This is a genomic window from Pseudomonas sp. S3(2024), from assembly GCF_036861315.1.
Classification (GTDB): Bacteria; Pseudomonadota; Gammaproteobacteria; order Pseudomonadales; family Pseudomonadaceae; genus Aquipseudomonas; species Aquipseudomonas putida_A.
Genome location: NZ_JAZAQQ010000006.1, coordinates 13,655 through 30,168, shown reverse-complemented (window position 1 = coordinate 30,168; position 16,514 = coordinate 13,655). Strand labels below are relative to the sequence as shown.

Below are 16,514 nucleotides of genomic sequence, written 5' to 3'. Positions count from 1 at the left end.
GAGCCTGCTCGCGAAGAGGCCCTGTCAGTTGAGACAAATATTGACTGACACACCGCCTTCGCGAGCAGGCTCGCTCCCACAGGTTTTGTGTATCCCCAAAGTGTCATGGGTTTATCATGGCGCCCATGAACAACCCGCCTTCACGAGACCGCGCATGACTTTCGATTTTGATCAGCTATTCGACCGCCACAACACCGGCAGCATCAAGTGGAGCCGCTACCCGGAGGATGTGTTGCCGATGTGGGTCGCTGATATGGATTTCGCCGCGCCACCGGTGATCATCGAGGCGTTGCAGCAGCGTCTGTTGCACCCACTGGTGGGTTACAGCGTGGCGCAGGACAACTTGCGTGAGGCGATCGTCGCCGACCTGTGGGACAAGTTCGCCTGGAAGGTCAAACCGCAGGAGCTGATCTTCCTGCCGGGCGTTGAATCCGGTTTCAACATGGCTTTGAAAGCGCTGGTGCAGCCGCAGCAGAATGTTGTGGTGCAGGTGCCGAACTACCCGCCGCTGCGGCATGCGCCGGGGCATTGGGGGCTGAACAAGGTCGAGCTGGAATTCATAACTCAGGCCGATGGCACCTACGCCACCCCGCTGGAGACCTTGCGCGAATCGCTGAACGGCGGCGGCGCCCTGCTCCTGAGCAACCCGCACAACCCGATCGGCAAGGTGTTTGGCCGTGAGGAGCTGCAAGCCGTAGCGGATATCTGTGCGGCACAGGACGCCTGGATCATCTCCGACGAGATCCACGCCGAGCTGTGCTTCGACGGCCGCGTGCACATTCCGACCGCGTCCCTCAGCCCGGAAATCGCCAAGCGCACGATCACCCTGATGTCGGCGAGCAAGGCCTACAACATCGCCGGCCTCAAGACCTCGTTCATGATCATCCAGGACGCCGCCCTGCGCGAGCGCGTCAACCACGCCCGTTGCGGCATGGTCGACAGCGTCAACCCGCTGGGCATGGAAGCCACCCGCGTAGCCTACAGCGAAGGTGCGCCGTGGCTGGCCGAACTGAAAACCTATCTGCAGGCCAACCGCGACTGGTTGGTGGATGCGGTGCGCAACCGCTTGCCGGGGGTGACGATCAATGTGCCGCAAGGGACGTATCTGGCGTGGCTCGATTGCTCGGCGCTGGACCTGGACAATCCGCAACAGTTCTTCCTCGAACAGGCCAAAGTCGGCCTGAGCCCCGGTCTGGATTTCGGCGATCAGCACCAACAATTCGTGCGCCTGAACTTCGGCTGCCCGCGGTCGTTGCTCGAAGAAGGCATCAACCGCATGGAGCGCGCCCTGACAAACCGCAATATCTGAAAACACCACCAATCTGTAGGAGTGAGCCTGCTCGCGATAGCTGACTGACATTCCACATTAATGTCGGCTGATACACCGCCATCGCGAGCAGGCTCACTCCTACAATGGTTTTGTGGTCATCCAAAATTCGATCGAACTCACGGCAAACCGTCCGGGTCAACCACCCATACCTGCCCTGAGAACCTCGGAGATTTGTGATGACCGATTACCCAAAACCACCCTTCCCCGCACAAGCCCAAGCCGTCCCCGGTGCGCAAAGCAAAATGCAGCCGTACCCCGACTGCGGCGAGCAAAGCTACGTCGGCTCCGGGCGGCTGGCTGGCAAGATTGCGCTGATCACCGGCGCCGACAGCGGTATCGGTCGCGCCGTGGCGATTGCCTTCGCCCGTGAAGGTGCGGACGTGGTCGTGGCTTATCTGAATGAACACGACGATGCCAAAGAGACCGCGCGCTGGGTCGAACAGGCGGGCCGTCAATGCCTGTTGTTGTCCGGCGACCTCGCGCACAAGGCCCACTGCCAGGAACTGGTGGACAAGACGGTCGAACGCTTCGGGCGCATCGACATTCTGGTGAACAACGCCGCGTTCCAGATGACCCACGAAACCTTCGAAGAAATCCCCGACGATGAATGGGTGATGACCTTCGACGTCAACATCACGGCGATTTTCCGGCTGTGCCAGGCGGCGATCAAACACATGCGTCCCGGTGCCTCGATCATCAACACCAGCTCGGTCAACTCGGACATGCCCAAACCGACCCTGCTCGCCTACGCCACCACCAAGGGCGCGATTGCCAACTTCACCGGCGGTTTGGCGCAGATCCTCGGGCCGAAAGAGATCCGCGTGAACTGCGTGGCCCCAGGGCCGATCTGGACGCCGCTGATCGTCTCGACCATGCCCGATGAGGAAGTGCAGAACTTCGGCGGCAACACCCCGCTCGGCCGCCCGGGGCAACCGGTGGAAGTGGCGCCGATTTACGTGCTGCTGGCCTCCGATGAAGCCAGTTACATCACCGGGCAGCGCTATGGCGTTACCGGCGGCAAGCCGATGCTCTGAGCGGCGCGAGAAAAACTGAACCTGGCGGCATGACGTCCCTCCATACCTTTAAGAGCCCCAACCGGTCCGCAGGATCAGGAGGTCGTCATGTCCGCCCCGCTCATCAAACTCTTCACTCAGCCCAACTTCGCCTGGACTGACATCCGCCGCGAGGAAGAAGCCCATCCCCGCCACTATCTGGCGCATCTGCTGCTATTGGCGCTGATTCCCGCCGTGTGTCTGTTCCTCGGTACCACGTATGTCGGCTGGAGTCTGGCAGCCGGCGAGACCGTGCGCTTGAGCACGGCCAGTGCGCTGCAACTGAGCATTCTGCTGTATGTGGCGATTGTCGCCGGGGTCGCGGTCATCGGCGGGTTCATCCGCTGGATGTCGCGTACGTTCGACGCGCGCCCCACGCTTAACCAGTGCATCGGTTTCGCTGCCTATACCGTGACGCCGTTTTTCGTCGCCGGTATCGCCGGTCTTTATCCAAGTCGCTGGCTGGCGATTCTGGTGCTGGGTGCCGCGTCGGTGTATTCGACGTTCCTGCTGTTCGTCGGCCTGCCGACGTTCATGCATGAACGCAAGGAACAGGGCCTGCTGTATTCGGCTTGCGTCTGGGGCGTCGGCCTGCTGGTGATGGTGACCATTCTGGTGTCGATGATTCTGCTGTGGTTCAACGTGCTCGCGCCCGAGTACTTGCGAACTACCGTTGGTTAACCCGGTGCCAACGCTGTCGTCGATGGACGGCCGAACATGAGCTTTGTCATCTGGGTCGCGGTGCTTGGCGCGGTGTTGCTGACCCTCGCGCTGACCTCGTCGTACCTGCGCTGGATGCCGGTCACCACTTCGGCCGTGTGCCTGCTGCTGGGGATCGGCATCGGCCCCAGCGGTCTGGATCTGCTGAAGCTGTCACTGGAAAACGCCTCGGTGTGGATGGAGCACCTCACGGAAGTGGCGGTGCTGTTTTCGCTGTTTGTCTGCGGGCTGAAGTTGCGTCTGCCGCTGCGCGACAAGCGTTGGCGGATTGCGTTCGGGCTGGCCGGCCCGGTGATGGTGTTGACCATCGCCGGGGTCAGCGTGTTGCTGCACTGGGGCCTGCAACTGTCGTGGGGGCCGTCGCTGCTGATCGGGGCGATGCTGGCGCCGACCGACCCGGTACTGGCCGCGCTGGTGCAGGTCAACGATGCGCGGGATGTCGACAGCGTACGCTTCGGTCTGTCCGGTGAAGCCGGGCTCAACGACGGCATCGCTTTTCCATTCGTGATTCTCGGCTTGCTGCTGTTGCAGGCCGACGCGCAACCCGGCGCCCTGACCGATTGGGTGTTGCACGGTTTGCTCTGGGCGGTGCCGGTCGGTTTGCTCACCGGTTACTGGATGGGTCGCGGCATCGGTCGGTTGACGCTGTCGTTGCGCATTCGTAACGACGACAGCACCCTGAGCCCGAATGATTATCTGGCGCTGTCGCTGATTGCCCTGGCTTACGTCGGCGCAGATGCGATTGGCGGTTATGGTTTTCTGTCGGTATTCGCCGCCGGCCTCGGCTTGCGTCAGGAAGAAGTCAAATCCACCGGCGCCAGCCAGCCGCCCGCCGAACATCTGGTGCAACCGGTGGTCGGCCACCAGAACATCGAACCGCAGCACGCGGTGCACGGCGATACCGAACGACTGGAGAGCAGTCAGGTCGCCGCCGGCATCATGATGGGCGACATGCTCTCATTCGGCAGTCTGGTGGAACGGGCCATGGAAGTGTTTCTGGTGACCTTGCTGGGTGTGGTACTGGTGCCGCATTGGGACTGGCGCGCACTGGTCATTGGCGCGGTGCTGTTCTGCGTGGTGCGTCCGGCCTGCGTTGCGCTGATGCCATGGGGCACTTTGCTCGACGGTGGTCAACGGCTGTTGATCGGTTGGTTCGGCATTCGCGGGATCGGCAGTCTGTTCTATCTGTTTTATGCCTTGAACCACGGGCTGAGTCCTTCAGTCGCGACGTTGTGCACCAACATCACCCTGTCCGTGGTGGCATTGAGCATTTTGCTGCATGGCATCAGCACGCAGCCGCTGCTGGCGCGCTACGAACAACGGCAAAAACGAAAAAACTGATTTTTCCGGCGGCAATATGTCGGGAAATCCATCGAAGTTTTTTCTGAAAATAAATGGATCCCTCGGCCAAAACCGACAGTCACAACCATAACCCCTCGCTGGATGCACTCGGCGAGGTCCGGCAGGTTCGGTTCCCCTGCGGCTTGCAGCCCATGAAGAGGAATCTTTGGATAACAAGGTCACGGTCATGAAAGAATGCTCGACTCCGGCACAAATCAAGGCTTGCAGGGCTTTGGCCCTGGAACGCAATCGTCAACTGTTCGAAGATGCCCACGCCCTCAACCGAGCGGCTTACGAGCTGCTGGAAGCGGACAATCTGGACCTCGAACAGTTTGAGTACTATCGAGCAATGCGCCGCAAAGCCGATGGGAAGTTCGAGGAAGCCATCGATCACTTGTGCGTCCTCAACGAAGACTTCCCGCCGATTCCAATGTCACCGCATCACTCGCAGGAATTGCGTCGGCAACTTGAAACCGTCGAATAAAGCGCACAAGAAAAAGCCCGGCAGCGATGTCCGGGCTTTCTCTTTGGGCGGCGTTCAGCCCCCGGGGTTGGTCACCTGAATGAACACCGCGTAAGCCCCGAGCAGGATCCAGAACGTGGCGAAAATCCAGGGCGTGCGCACCGAAAACAACAGCGACTTGCGATAGCCCTTGTGGCTCGACTCCATTTCACTGAACAGCGGCGACTCGTCGTAAGCCATGCCCATGATCGGCTCGCTGCGCAACAACTCGCTTTGCTTGTAGTGCCAGTGATCGATGATGTCATAGGCCGCACGAATGCCCGGCCAGGCGTTGAGCGAACTGAGCAGCCCGAGCAGTGCGAGAAACGGCGGCACCACTAGCGTGAACAGCTTGCCCCACTCGGGGTTGAGGTTGGCCATGCACGAAGCAAAGGCAATCACCAGAAACGACTGCGCCGCGAGATAGGCATCGGTGCGATTGGCGAGGATGCTGGTTTCGTACTGGATTTCCTTGCGATAGAAATCCAGGCGTTCCTTGGGTGAGCCGAACATCTTGGCATCGTGTTCAGTCAGGTGCTCTTCAGCGCTGGGCTCAGTCAGTATGCGAGGCAAGGGACGCGCACTCCGTGGCGGGGAAACCTTTTAGAAGGCCCTCGCCACGGACAAGTTCAGGCGGATTCACTTCATCGACTGCGCGATGATTTCCACCAGGTTGAGCTGGGTGAATGGCTTGGGCAGACGCGGCAATTGCGCGGCAAAGCCTTCCAGACGTTCGGCGTAACCGGTGGCCAGAATGATCGGCAGATCCGGCTTGAGCAAACGCACCGCATGCGCCAGTTGCGCGCCGCTCATCTGCGGCATGGCCATGTCGGTGATCATCAGATCGATGACTTCGCCCTGCTCGAACAACGCCAGCGCCTTGGCACCGGACGTGGCGCTGATCACGCGATGGCCAAGGTCTTCGAGCAGCAGCGTGGTGCTGGTCATCACCAGCGAATCGTCGTCCACCACCAGAACGCTGAGGCGCGGCACCAACACCGGTTTGACCGCCGGGTAGAGGTTTTTTGTCGTCTCCCCGGCCAGCGCCACCGGTATCCACATTTCAGCGCGGGTGCCATGGCCTTTTTCGCTCTTGAGAATGAAACGGCCGCCCAGTTGCTCGATAAAGCCATGCACCATCGACAGGCCCAGCCCGGTACCCTTGCCCACGCCCTTCGTGGTGAAAAACGGATCCCTGGCCGAACCCAGCGTGGCTTCGTCCATGCCCTCGCCCGTGTCGATCACGCTCAGGCACACATAGTGCCCGGCCGCCATTGACGAATGGCTTTGCTCAAGCACGACTTCCGGCTGCGCGGTAATGCACAGGCTGCCACCGTCGACCATGGCGTCGCGGGCGTTGGTCGCCAGATTGAGCAACGCCAGTTCCAGTTGGTTGCTGTCGGCCAGCACCGGTTGCAGATCCTCGGGAAAGCGTGTCTCGATGCGAATCCCCGGGCCTATCGAGCTGCGCAACAGTCCGGTGATGCCTTGCACCAGTTGGGGAATATCGACCGGCTCGGTCTTGAGTTCCTGACGGCGGGCGAAGGCCAGCATGCGTTGGGTCAGCGATACGCCACGCAACGCACCCTGCGTGGCGTTTTCCAGCAGACGGCTGTTTTTCGGATCGTCACCGATGCGCTTTTGCAGAATCTCCAGATTGCCCAGAATCACCGTCAGCAGATTGTTGAAGTCATGGGCGATGCCGCCGCTGAGCTGACCGATGGCCTGCATCTTCTGCGCCTGAAACAGCGCTTCGCGGGTCTTTTCCAGCGCCACTTGCGACTCATGGGCTTCGGTGACATCGCGGGTGATCTTGGCAAACCCGAGCAGCGTGCCGGTTTCGCCGCGAATGGCATCGACCACCACGTGGGCCAGAAACCGCGTGCCATCCTTGCGCATGCGCCAGCTCTTGTTCTCGAAACGGCCCTCGCGGGTGGCAATCTCCAGTGCCCGTTGCGGTTCGCCGGCCACACGGTCTTCCGGGGTGTAGAAAATCGAAAAATGCTGGCCGATGATTTCTTCCGGCTGGTACCCCTTGATCCGCTGGGCGCCCTGATTCCAGTTGCTCACACGACCTTCGGGGCTGAGCATGTAGATCGCATAATCGGTGACACCCTGCACCAGCAGGCGAAACTGCTGTTCGCTTTGCTTGAGGGTTTCCTCAGCCATCTTGCGGTCGGTCAGGTCACGGGTGATCTTGGCGTAGCCGAGCAGTTTGCCGTTGGGATCAATGATCGGATCGATGACCACATGGCACCAGAAGCTGGTGCCATCCTTGCGCACCCGCCAGCCTTCGCCTTCGAAGCGTCCTTCGTGCAGCGCTGTGTCGAGCGCGCGTTGCGGCAGGCCCGCCGCACGATCATCGGCGGTATAGAAGCGCGAGAAATGCTCGCCGAGAATTTCCGCCTCTTCGTAGCCCTTGAAGCGTTTGGCGCCGGAGTTCCAACTGGTGATGATGCCGTCCGGGTCGATCATATAAATCGCATAATCGACCACCGCATCGATCAGCAGACGAAAACGCATCTCCTCGATCGCGGCAGTTTTGCTCGGGTTGTCACTCATCAGGTTCACCGCTGGTTTTCATTAGCGCAAGTATGCGGCAATCCGGCGCCATGGGAAGGTGCAAACGCGCTTCTATTCACGGCGTGATCAATGGGTTGATTGAGGACGAGTCGGTGCCGAGCGACCACCAGCGTGGCAGCAGTTGCTGAATGCGCGGTTCGGCGAAGCGGTCATCGATCAGCATCACCACGCCGCGATCCTGACGCGTACGGATCACCCGCCCGGCAGCCTGTACCACTTTCTGCACGCCCGGATACAGGTAGGTGTAATCGTAGCCGGCACCGAAAATCGCTGCCATGCGCCGTTTCAACTGTTCGTTGACCGGGTTGAGCTGGGCCAGTCCCAGGGTCGCAATGAATGCGCCGATCAGCCGTGCTCCGGGCAGGTCGATGCCCTCGCCGAACGCACCGCCCAACACGGCGAAGCCGATGCCCTGGCTGTCGGCGGTGAACTGATCGAGAAAGGCCTGCCGCTGCCCTTCGGCCATGCCCCGGGACTGTTGCCACAGATTGATCTGCGGATGGCGTTCGGCGAGCAGCGTCAGCACTTGTTGCAGGTAATCGAAGCTGCTGAAGAACGCCAGGTAATTGCCCGGGCGCTCGCTGAACTGGCGGGCGATCAGCTCGACGATCGGCTCCAGCGACGCCTGCCGATGATTGAAGCGCGTGGAAATGCGGCTGACGATCTGCACCTGCAACTGTTCGGCGCTGAAGGGTGATTCGACGTCTATGCATACCGTGTCGGCGGGCGTGCCGAGCAGGTCGGCGTAATAGCGCCGCGGGCTTAGCGTCGCCGAGAACAACACGCTGCTGCGCGCCGCTTTCAGCCGGGGGCCGATGAACGCCGCCGGCACCACGTTGCGCAGGCACAACTGCGACAGCGGCCGCTTGCGCTCAAGGTCGCGCTTGCTGATGTCGAACAGGTAATGCTCGTCGAACAGCTCCGCCACCCGGCCGAACTGCAGCATGTCGAAGTAGAAGGTTTGCAGTGTGCTGTCGAGTCCCTGCGGATGGTCGTTGAGGTAATCACCAATCGCCGCGCTGCACAGGGACACTGCTTGCAGCAGTTTCTCCGGGGCCTTGTCGTAGGCTTGATATGGCGCCAGTTGCGGCTGATGCAGCGCGTTCCACTCGCGGTTGACCCGTTGCAGGGATTTTTTCAGCACCTCGGGGGCCGTCTTGCGCACACTGGCCAGCGCGGCCTGATCGAGACTGGCGCTGTACATCGAGCGCCCGCGTTCGACCAGGTTGTGCGCTTCATCCGCCAGCACCGCAACCTTCCACTGGTTAAGCTGAGCGAGGCCGAACAGCAGCGCGCTGAAATCGAAGTAATAGTTGTAGTCCGCCACCACCACGTCGGCCCAGCGGGCCATTTCCTGGCTCAAGTAATACGGGCACACCGTGTGCTCACGGGCCACTTCGCGCATCGCCGCCTGATCGAGCAGATTGATCCGGCTGGCCGCTTGCCGGGCGGCGGGCAGGCGATCATAAAAGCCCTGGGCCAACGGGCAGGACTCACCGTGACAGGCTTTGTCCGGGTATTCGCAGGCCTTGTCGCGGGCGACCATCTCCAGCACCCGCAGCGGCAAGCGTTCAGACTGATCGAACAACACCTGACTGGCATCCAGCGCCAGTTTGCGCCCCGGGGTCTTGGCGGTCAGGAAGAACACCTTGTCCAGTTGCTGCGGCGCCAGCGCCTTGAGCATGGGGAACAGCGTGCCGAGGGTTTTGCCGATGCCGGTGGGCGCCTGGGCCATCAGGCAACGGCCGGTGCTGACCGCTTTGAACACCGATTCGGCCAGATGCCGCTGGCCGGGGCGAAAGTCGGCGTGGGGAAAGCTCAATTGCTGCGCGGCCAGATTGCGCGCCTCGCGGTGGGCCATTTCCTGCTCGGCCCAGTCCAGGAACAACCGGCATTGTTGTTCGAAAAAGGCCTGCAAGGCGGGTGCATTGAAGGACTCGACCAGACAGGTTTCCTTTTCGCTGACGATGTCGAAATACACCAGTGCCAGATTGATCTGCTCAAGTTCAAGCTTGCGGCACATCAGCCAACCGTAGATCTTCGCCTGCGCCCAATGCAGCTGCCGATGGTTGGCCGGTTGCTTGCTGAGGTCGCCGCGATAGGTTTTGACTTCTTCCAGACAGTTCTGCGCCGGGTCGTAGCCGTCCGCCCTGCCCCTGACCTTCAACTGCAGAAACTCGCCTTCCAGTGCCACTTCGCTTTGGTATTTGTCGCTGCGCCGCGAGGCCACGGTGCGGTGCCCGAGCATGCCTTCGAGGGCTGTCGGCGAAGGGGTAAAACGCAAGTCGAGGTCGCCGGTCTTGGCGGTGAACTCGCATAGGGCACGGACGGCAATGCTGTAGCTCAAGCGCTCTGCTCCGCCCATTGCACGTAGCACACGGCGACCGGCATCTGATGTTGGTGACAGAACTCCAGCCAGCGCAGCTGGTTGTCCTGCAAGCGGTCACCGGGGCCTTTGACTTCGATCATCCGGTAGGTCTTGTGCTGCGGCCAGAACTGGATCAGATCCGGCATGCCGGCGCGATTGGCCTTGATGTCGAGCAGCAGCCGATTGAACCAGTGCTTGAGGTGTTCGGCCGGCAAGCACGCCAACGCCTGTTCCAGCAGTTGTTCATTCAACGCGCCCCAGAACACGAACGGCGACTGCACGCCCCATTTGGCGGCGAAGCGCTCACGAATGGTCGCCGCATAACGGCCGTCGTCGAGTTGGTCGAGACAGGCCTGGAACAGTTCGGCGCGGCGTTGCTGAAAGTCTTCGTTGAGCAGATCCACCGGCCCGCGCTGGAACGGATGAAAGAACGCTCCCGGCAACGGCGCAAAAATCGCCGGCCAGCACAACAGGCCGAACAGCGAGTTGATCAGGCTGTTCTCGACGTAATGCACCGGGCCGCTGTCTTCGTGTAGATGCGCCTGCACGTAAAACTCCACTGACAATTCCGGATCAGTGCGCGGCAGTTGCAGATCGAGGCGCTCGACCGGGCGTGGCGTTGCCCGTTTGAGCGGCGGCCCGCCGAGTTTGCGCCGCAGCCGTGGCAGCATCCGTTGCAGGCTCTGCTGCTCCGCAGCGCTTTCCGGCGCCTGTTCGGCGAGGCTGGCGAGCTCCAGCGCCAGTGCGTATTCGCCACAGCGCTCCAGCACGCGGATCATTCGCTGACGGGCGCCGGGGTAGGTGCAATCGCGGTAAATGCTCAACGCCAGGGCGAACTCGGCGACGCGCTCGCAATACTGGCCGATCTGGAACAGCACCTTGCCGCGCCGCCGCTGCAGCCACGGGTTGTCGAACTGCAGCGCGCTGACCTGCTCGACAATGGGCTCCAACGGTTCACCGGCTTCGAAACGCAGTTGGCACTGATGCAGGAACAGACAGGCGTCAACGTCCTCTCGACTGCGCAGACCACGGGAGTCGGAGCAGAACTCGACTTTTTCGTAGGTAAAGATCCCGAGGTCGGCGAGGACGAATTCCGACCAGTCCTGATACAGGTTGCCGAAGAACATCAGACGCAGGCGGTCGCACAGGTCCATGATGGTCAGGCTGAGCAAGCGCTCGCCGAGCGTCGGTGCCCAATCGCAGAGGCTGCGCGACTCGCTGAACTGCTCGGCGAGCGCCGGCAGCCAGTCGTCCTTGCGGCCCTTGGGTTGCTTGATAAAGCTGCCGAACGCCTGCAGCAGTTCAGCCTTGAGCAACACGTCGAACACTTCGGCCACGCTCAACAGAGCCTGATCGTCGAGCCAGCCGTGACTGAGCAACGGCTGCGCGGCAGCGCTGATGTCCCCGATTTCCGGGTAATTGAGTTTGCCGAGGCGGAAATGCACGCCCTTGCGCATTATCATGCGCACCAGCAAACCCTGCGAAGTGCGTGGCAAGGCCTTGAAGTCGCGGATAAAGCCGTGCTCGGATTCGCTCATCACATCGGCATAGCGAAGCTCAAGCCAATCAAGCACTTGCCGAAAGTTGTTGAGGTAATAAAACGGATCGTCGAGCGGGTTGGCAGTCACGGGAATTCAGGGCCATGGCGAGCGAATACTGGTTATGCGTACAGATACCAGCTCTGCCCCGTCGCGTGCAAACGGAAAAAGATCAGTGGCAGCGGCAATCGGGATTTTTTCAGGGTGCCATCGAACTTTTCCCGGTTCGATGGCACCAACCGCGTTAGAGACCGGATACGGTCAATTGATATGGAATGAGGTATTTGAGGTGGGTATGAACATCAAGACTCTGGGTCTTCCCCTGGCGGTAGCGGCCTTTCTGGCATTGGGCGGCTGCTCGACACCGACCGTGGTGACCTTGCAGAACGGTACTCAGTATTTGACCAAGGACATGCCGAAAACCAAGAACAAGGACGGGTTCTATGAATTCGAGGATATTTCCGGGACCAAGGTGAAGGTCCGCTCTGACGAAGTCGCGACCGTACGCAAGGAAGACTGACCCCCGCTGTACGTGTAGGAGCTGCCGAAGGCTGCGATCTTTTGACTTTGTTTTTCAAGATCAAAATCAAAAGATCGCAGCCTTCGGCAGCTCCTACAGGGAGCGCGCGATCTATGTGGGTTATTCGAAAGCAGGCAAACCCATAATGCTGTGATCACAGCTGAAATACTGCTCACCGCGCCGCGCCAGCTCGGCTTGCAGACGCCGGCAGCGCTCCAGATCCTGTTGGGTCATGCGGTCGATGCTCAGGTTACCGGTGGCTTGTGCCTGTTTGTCATCACCGCGCCGAAACGTCACGAAGGGCTGTTCGGGCTGGATCTGAAACAGGCTTTTCTCTTCGACTGGCTCGGCTGCTTCGGTCTTCGCCGGTTTCGGCAATTGATCGCTGCTGATGCCGTAGCGGCTCAGAATCGAGGTTTGAGGCAGATCGGCCCAGGCATTGGCCGATAACAGCGCCAGTCCGACAATCCCGACATACCCCTTGAACCTTTTCACGTGTGCATCTCCTGTACTCAATGGCGGCTGGCTATAGAACGTGTGTGCACGTGCTGGCTTTAGGCCGCTTCTGCTGTTTGCACAGCTTTTGAGTCAGGGTGTGGCTGTCGAGTCACTTTTGATACCGAGTAATCCTTCAATCGCGGGCAAGACCGCTCCCACAGGTTATAGGCCGTTCACAAAGCTTGTGTACGCCGCAAAACCCTGTGGGAGCGGGCTTGCCCGCGATGGCGTCCTTACAGACGCCGCTTCAACCTCAGGCGATCACAATTCCATCGGCACTGAGGCTATTCAGCGCCACCCCGACCAGCGTCACCGAATCACCACCAAACTTCAGCACCGTGTCCTGCCCCACCGCCGTCGCATGCGCGCGGAAGTCGTCATTGGGCAACACACCCTGCACGCCAAGAAACACCAGTTTGTCGTTCGACGTAAAACCCACCACCCGATCCTGACCAAACGCGCCGTTGAACAGGAACGTGTCCGCGCCGCCCCCCGATTCCATCAGATCATTGCCGGCGCCTCCGACAAACACGTCGTTGCCCGCACCACCAATCAAATGGTCATTGCCGTCCAGACCGAACAACCAGTCACCGCTGGCATTTGCCTTGAGCGTGTCGGCGCCGCTGGTGCCTTTGACGCTGGACTCATACTGAGTGACGTTGCTGCCGACCTTCAGACCGCTAGCCGTGACGCTATGGGTCACGTCGTCCTTGAACAGGCCCCAGAGGAAGCCCGGCTCCTTGGTGACGATGCTGCCGATGTCGCGGGTGATGCTGATCCCGCCGTTGGCGTCGCGCACGTACAGATTGCCGGCGCCGTCGTTGGCGAAGTCGAAGGTGTTCACCGATTTCTGCAACTCGAGGGTGTTGTTGCCGGCGCCACCGAGAATCACGTTGTAGCCGCCAGCGTCGCGGAAGGTGTCGTTGCCGGCGCGACCTTCGAGGTAGTCATTGCCGCTGCCGCCCTGGATCAGGTCGTTGCTGTCGCTGCCGATGATGAAGGTGCTGCCCTTGTGGGTTTCGGCGTTGCGGTTGAGGTCCTGCACCCAGGTGTTGGCCCGCGCCGGGTCCGACAGGTTGGCGACGATGATCGTCGAGTCCTTGCTGGTCAGGTCGTAGAACTTCGACTCGATAATGCGGTTCATGCCGTCGCCGTAAGCGGTCGGCAGGTGCGAGATCCAGGTCGGGATGTTGAGGATAGAGAACGGCAGCAGATTCCACGCGGTCGAGGCGTAGTGATCGTTGAAGCTGACGATGTTGTCGGTGGCCGATTCCTTGGGCGCGTCGTGTACGCCGACCGAGGCGCCGGTGAAGGTCGAGCCGTCGAGGGCACGAAACACCGGATCGTTTTCGTAACCGACGTTGAGCACTTTGTCGGTGCTGCTCTGGGTCGGCGAGGCGTAGGCGATGTAGTTGGAATCGGCGAAGAATCCGCCCCACTTGCCGCCACTCAGGTCAGCCATGCTGTTGACCGCCAGCCCGCCGAGGCTGTGGCCGCTGACCAGCACGTCCTTGCCGCTGAGGCCGTTGGCCTTGGCGAACGCCACCACGTCATTGAGCAGATTGCCGAACGCTTCGCCGACGTAATTCTTGGCGTAGTCCTTGGGACCGAACGCTGCCAGCAGATCGTTGATCACGTCGCCGATGGAATCGAGGATCAGGTTTTCCCGCGGGCCGCTGGTGCCGCGAAAGGCAATGCCGATTTCCGTGAGATGGCCCTGGGCGTCGTACTTGCCGAGGATTTCCACCTGAGCGGTGGTGTAACCGGCCTTCTCACCGAAGAAGGTTCCGCGCGCGTCGGTCTTGCCGTCGTAGCCCAGTTGCGAGGCGGTGATCGGTGTCCAGCCAGCTTTTTTCACGGCGTCGAGGGCGAGTTTTTCCGAGTCGGGGTTCCACGGAATACCGGGGATCACCCCTTGCGAATCGGTGCCGCCGAGCAGCGCGGTCACCAACGTGGCGGGCAGGCCGAGGCCGAAGCCGTTGTGCTGATAACCGGCGGCAAAGCCGTTATCGAGGTTGTGGTAGGAATACAGCGTGATCGCCATGGCATCGCTGAACAGCGCCTTGGAATCGGCTGTGCCGAAGTTCTTGTAGTCATACACACCCATTGCTATTGCCTCTCTTTTGTTGGAATTGTCAGAGATAGCTCACAGCCAGGGCGCCCCTCACGGGCACGCCCCGGAGCATTTCAGTACTACTTGCATTGCTTTTAACTGTAGGAGTGAGCCTGCTCGCGATGAGACCGTGTCAGGCAACATGGATGGAGACTGACTTACCGCGATCGCGAGCAGGCTCACTCCTACAGGGTTTGTCTTAACAAGGAGCTAGGCGAACACGAACGCCGAGTCCGACAGGTTAGCCACTCCCACCCCGACCAGGGTCACGGCATATTCGCCAATCTTCAGCACGGTATCGGCCCCCGACTGCACAGCATGCTGCTTGTAGTCGTAGCCCTGCCCCGCGCCTTCGACGCCCATGAACACCAGTTTGTCGCTGCCCTGGTAACCATTGATCGCATCAAAACCGAACGCGCCGCTGAACAGGAAGGTGTTGTTGCCACCCACTGCCGTCATCACGTCATTGCCGGCGCCGCCGACGAAGGTCACGTGGCCCTTGTCGCTGATCAGCTTGTCATCGCCGCCCAGGCCGAACAGCCAGTCACCGTCGGCGCTGGCGTGCAGCGCATTGCCGTAAGCATCGCCGTTGAGCGAATGGGTGTACTGGGTCAATTCGCTGCCATTGGTCAACCCCTTGGCCGTGACACCCCAGGTGATTTCCTTGCTGCCCCACCACGAACCCGACTCCTTGCTCACCAGCGCGCCGATGTCGCGGGTCATGCTGATGCCGCCGTAGGCGTCGCGCACGTACAGCGTGCCGTCACCGTCGTTGGCGAAGCTGAAGTTCTGCAGCGGTTTCTGCAGCTCGAAGGTGTTGTGGCCCTGGCCACCGAGGAGGATGTTGAAACCGCCGTCATCGCGGAAGCGGTCATCGCCGCCCAGGCCTTCGAGGAAGTCGTTACCCGCCCCGCCCTTGAGCCAGTCGTTGCTCTGCGTGCCGATGATGAAGGTGCTGCCGGTGTGCGGCTCGCCGCTGCGCCCCAGATCCTCGACCCAGGTCTTGCCCCGGGACGATTCCTCAAGGTTGGAGACGATGAGGGTCGAGTCCTTGTGCGTGAGGTTGTAGAATTTCGAATCGATCACCCGGTTCAAGCCATCGGCATACCCGAGCGAGCTGTGGGCCGACCAGTTCAGCGGATTGACGATGCTGAACGGCACCAGGTTCTGCGCGGTGGACGCGTAGTTGTCGGTGAAATTGACGATGTTGTCGGTGGTCGACTCATGCGCCCCGTCGTGCTTGCCCAGCGAACCGCTGCTGAAGGTGGTGCCGTCCAGCGCACGGAACACCGGATCGTTTTCGTAACCGATGTTCAGCACGTTGTTGCCGGTGCTGCTCTGGGTCGGCGAGGCGAACGCGATGTAGTTGGCGTCCTTGAAAAACCCGCCCCAATTGCCGCCGCTCAACTCGGCCACGCTGTTGACCCCAAGACCACCGAGGCTGTGGCCACTGAACAGCACGTCCTTGGCGGCGATACCGTTGGCAATGGCGAACGCGGCGACAGCCTTGAGCAGGTTGTCGAAGGCGTTTTTCGCGTAGTTGCTCGCGTAATCCGACGGCCCGATGGCGGCCAGCAGATTGTTTTTCATGTCGCCGAAGGTGTCGCTGTAACCCAGCCCGCCGGTGCCGCGAAAGGCCACGCCGATGCCGATCAATTTACCGCCAGCGTCGTACCGGCCGAGCACTTCGGCCTCGGCGCTGGTGAAGCCGTCCTTCTCGCCGAAGAACGTGCCCTGCGCGCCGACCTTGCCCTGATAACCCAGCGCCGTGGCGCTGAGCGGTTTCCAGGCGGTGGCCGGCAACGGCTGGCCGGTTGGCGTGTAGGCATACAGCGTCAGCGCGATGGCGTCGCTGTACAACGCTTTGCCGTCGGCATTTTTATAATCGAACAATCCCATGTTGTACTCTCTCTTCCTTCAAAACCGGCAGCCCCCAAGGGACTGCCGGC

The 16,514-nt window shown here is 60.9% G+C and carries 13 protein-coding genes; 6 read left to right on the top strand and 7 right to left on the bottom strand.

The annotated features are described in order from the left end of the window. Positions 1-154: 154 nt before the first annotated feature. The 5 genes from VLA07_RS16630 to VLA07_RS16610 all read left to right on the top strand — a co-directional run bounded on the left by VLA07_RS16630 (position 155) and on the right by VLA07_RS16610 (position 4,927). Positions 155-1,309, top strand: coding sequence for a MalY/PatB family protein (locus VLA07_RS16630; RefSeq protein ID WP_333989719.1), 1,155 nt, complete (start codon positions 155-157; stop codon positions 1,307-1,309). Between the two features lie 197 nt (positions 1,310-1,506). Continuing rightward, positions 1,507-2,364 carry a glucose 1-dehydrogenase gene (locus tag VLA07_RS16625; protein WP_166495796.1) on the top strand — a complete coding sequence of 286 codons (858 nt, stop codon included), beginning with the start codon at positions 1,507-1,509 and terminating at the stop codon, positions 2,362-2,364. A gap of 87 nt (positions 2,365-2,451) precedes the next feature. Continuing rightward, the gene (locus tag VLA07_RS16620) at positions 2,452-3,063 is read left to right on the top strand and encodes a Yip1 family protein (protein WP_247267444.1); all 612 of its coding nucleotides are present in this window, start codon (positions 2,452-2,454) and stop codon (positions 3,061-3,063) included. A 36-nt stretch (positions 3,064-3,099) separates the two neighbouring features. Next, a complete protein-coding gene (locus VLA07_RS16615) occupies positions 3,100-4,443 on the top strand; it encodes a cation:proton antiporter (RefSeq protein ID WP_027612796.1) in 1,344 nt (447 codons plus the stop codon). A 187-nt stretch (positions 4,444-4,630) separates the two neighbouring features. Beyond that, a complete protein-coding gene (locus VLA07_RS16610) occupies positions 4,631-4,927 on the top strand; it encodes a hypothetical protein (protein ID WP_333989714.1) in 297 nt (98 codons plus the stop codon). Between the two features lie 54 nt (positions 4,928-4,981). On the opposite strand, the gene VLA07_RS16605 is transcribed toward VLA07_RS16610, so the two are convergent. The 4 genes from VLA07_RS16605 to VLA07_RS16590 form a co-directional block, all read right to left on the bottom strand. Beyond that, positions 4,982-5,518 carry a hypothetical protein gene (locus VLA07_RS16605; protein ID WP_007967008.1) on the bottom strand — a complete coding sequence of 179 codons (537 nt, stop codon included), beginning with the start codon at positions 5,516-5,518 and terminating at the stop codon, positions 4,982-4,984. 66 nt (positions 5,519-5,584) lie between these two features. Next, positions 5,585-7,507 carry a hybrid sensor histidine kinase/response regulator gene (locus VLA07_RS16600; protein WP_333989712.1) on the bottom strand — a complete coding sequence of 641 codons (1,923 nt, stop codon included), beginning with the start codon at positions 7,505-7,507 and terminating at the stop codon, positions 5,585-5,587. A gap of 76 nt (positions 7,508-7,583) precedes the next feature. Then, on the bottom strand, positions 7,584-9,875 hold the full coding sequence (locus VLA07_RS16595; RefSeq protein ID WP_333989711.1) for an ATP-dependent DNA helicase: 2,292 nt from the start codon (positions 9,873-9,875) through the stop codon (positions 7,584-7,586). Continuing rightward, positions 9,872-11,524, bottom strand: coding sequence for a VRR-NUC domain-containing protein (locus tag VLA07_RS16590; protein ID WP_333989710.1), 1,653 nt, complete (start codon positions 11,522-11,524; stop codon positions 9,872-9,874). Before VLA07_RS16590 ends, VLA07_RS16595 begins: the two co-directional genes overlap by 4 nt. 205 nt (positions 11,525-11,729) lie before the next feature. On the opposite strand from VLA07_RS16590, the gene VLA07_RS16585 reads away from it, so the two are divergent. Next, positions 11,730-11,954 carry a YgdI/YgdR family lipoprotein gene (locus tag VLA07_RS16585; protein ID WP_041064149.1) on the top strand — a complete coding sequence of 75 codons (225 nt, stop codon included), beginning with the start codon at positions 11,730-11,732 and terminating at the stop codon, positions 11,952-11,954. A 120-nt stretch (positions 11,955-12,074) separates the two neighbouring features. Here VLA07_RS16585 and VLA07_RS16580 read toward each other — a convergent pair whose 3' ends face one another. From VLA07_RS16580 to VLA07_RS16570, 3 genes are all read right to left on the bottom strand, one after another. Next, positions 12,075-12,449, bottom strand: coding sequence for a hypothetical protein (locus VLA07_RS16580; protein WP_097087458.1), 375 nt, complete (start codon positions 12,447-12,449; stop codon positions 12,075-12,077). A 256-nt stretch (positions 12,450-12,705) separates the two neighbouring features. Beyond that, entirely contained in the window at positions 12,706-14,559 is a 1,854-nt protein-coding gene (locus VLA07_RS16575; RefSeq protein WP_333989706.1) for a polyurethane esterase, read from the bottom strand. Positions 14,560-14,775: 216 nt separating this feature from the next. Further along, a complete protein-coding gene (locus VLA07_RS16570; protein WP_333989705.1) occupies positions 14,776-16,464 on the bottom strand; it encodes a polyurethane esterase in 1,689 nt (562 codons plus the stop codon). Positions 16,465-16,514 lie beyond the last annotated feature (50 nt).

Bases quoted from the DNA above. Each gene is read 5' to 3' on its own strand.
- VLA07_RS16630 (WP_333989719.1), top strand. From the start codon at position 155: ATGACTTTCGATTTTGATCAGCTATTCGACCGCCACAACACCGGCAGC.
- VLA07_RS16625 (WP_166495796.1), top strand. From the start codon at position 1,507: ATGACCGATTACCCAAAACCACCCTTCCCCGCACAAGCCCAAGCCGTC.
- VLA07_RS16620 (WP_247267444.1), top strand. From the start codon at position 2,452: ATGTCCGCCCCGCTCATCAAACTCTTCACTCAGCCCAACTTCGCCTGG.
- VLA07_RS16615 (WP_027612796.1), top strand. From the start codon at position 3,100: ATGAGCTTTGTCATCTGGGTCGCGGTGCTTGGCGCGGTGTTGCTGACC.
- VLA07_RS16610 (WP_333989714.1), top strand. From the start codon at position 4,631: ATGAAAGAATGCTCGACTCCGGCACAAATCAAGGCTTGCAGGGCTTTG.
- VLA07_RS16600 (WP_333989712.1), bottom strand. From the start codon at position 7,507: ATGAGTGACAACCCGAGCAAAACTGCCGCGATCGAGGAGATGCGTTTT.
- VLA07_RS16585 (WP_041064149.1), top strand. From the start codon at position 11,730: ATGAACATCAAGACTCTGGGTCTTCCCCTGGCGGTAGCGGCCTTTCTG.
- VLA07_RS16575 (WP_333989706.1), bottom strand. From the start codon at position 14,559: ATGGGTGTGTATGACTACAAGAACTTCGGCACAGCCGATTCCAAGGCG.
- VLA07_RS16570 (WP_333989705.1), bottom strand. From the start codon at position 16,464: ATGGGATTGTTCGATTATAAAAATGCCGACGGCAAAGCGTTGTACAGC.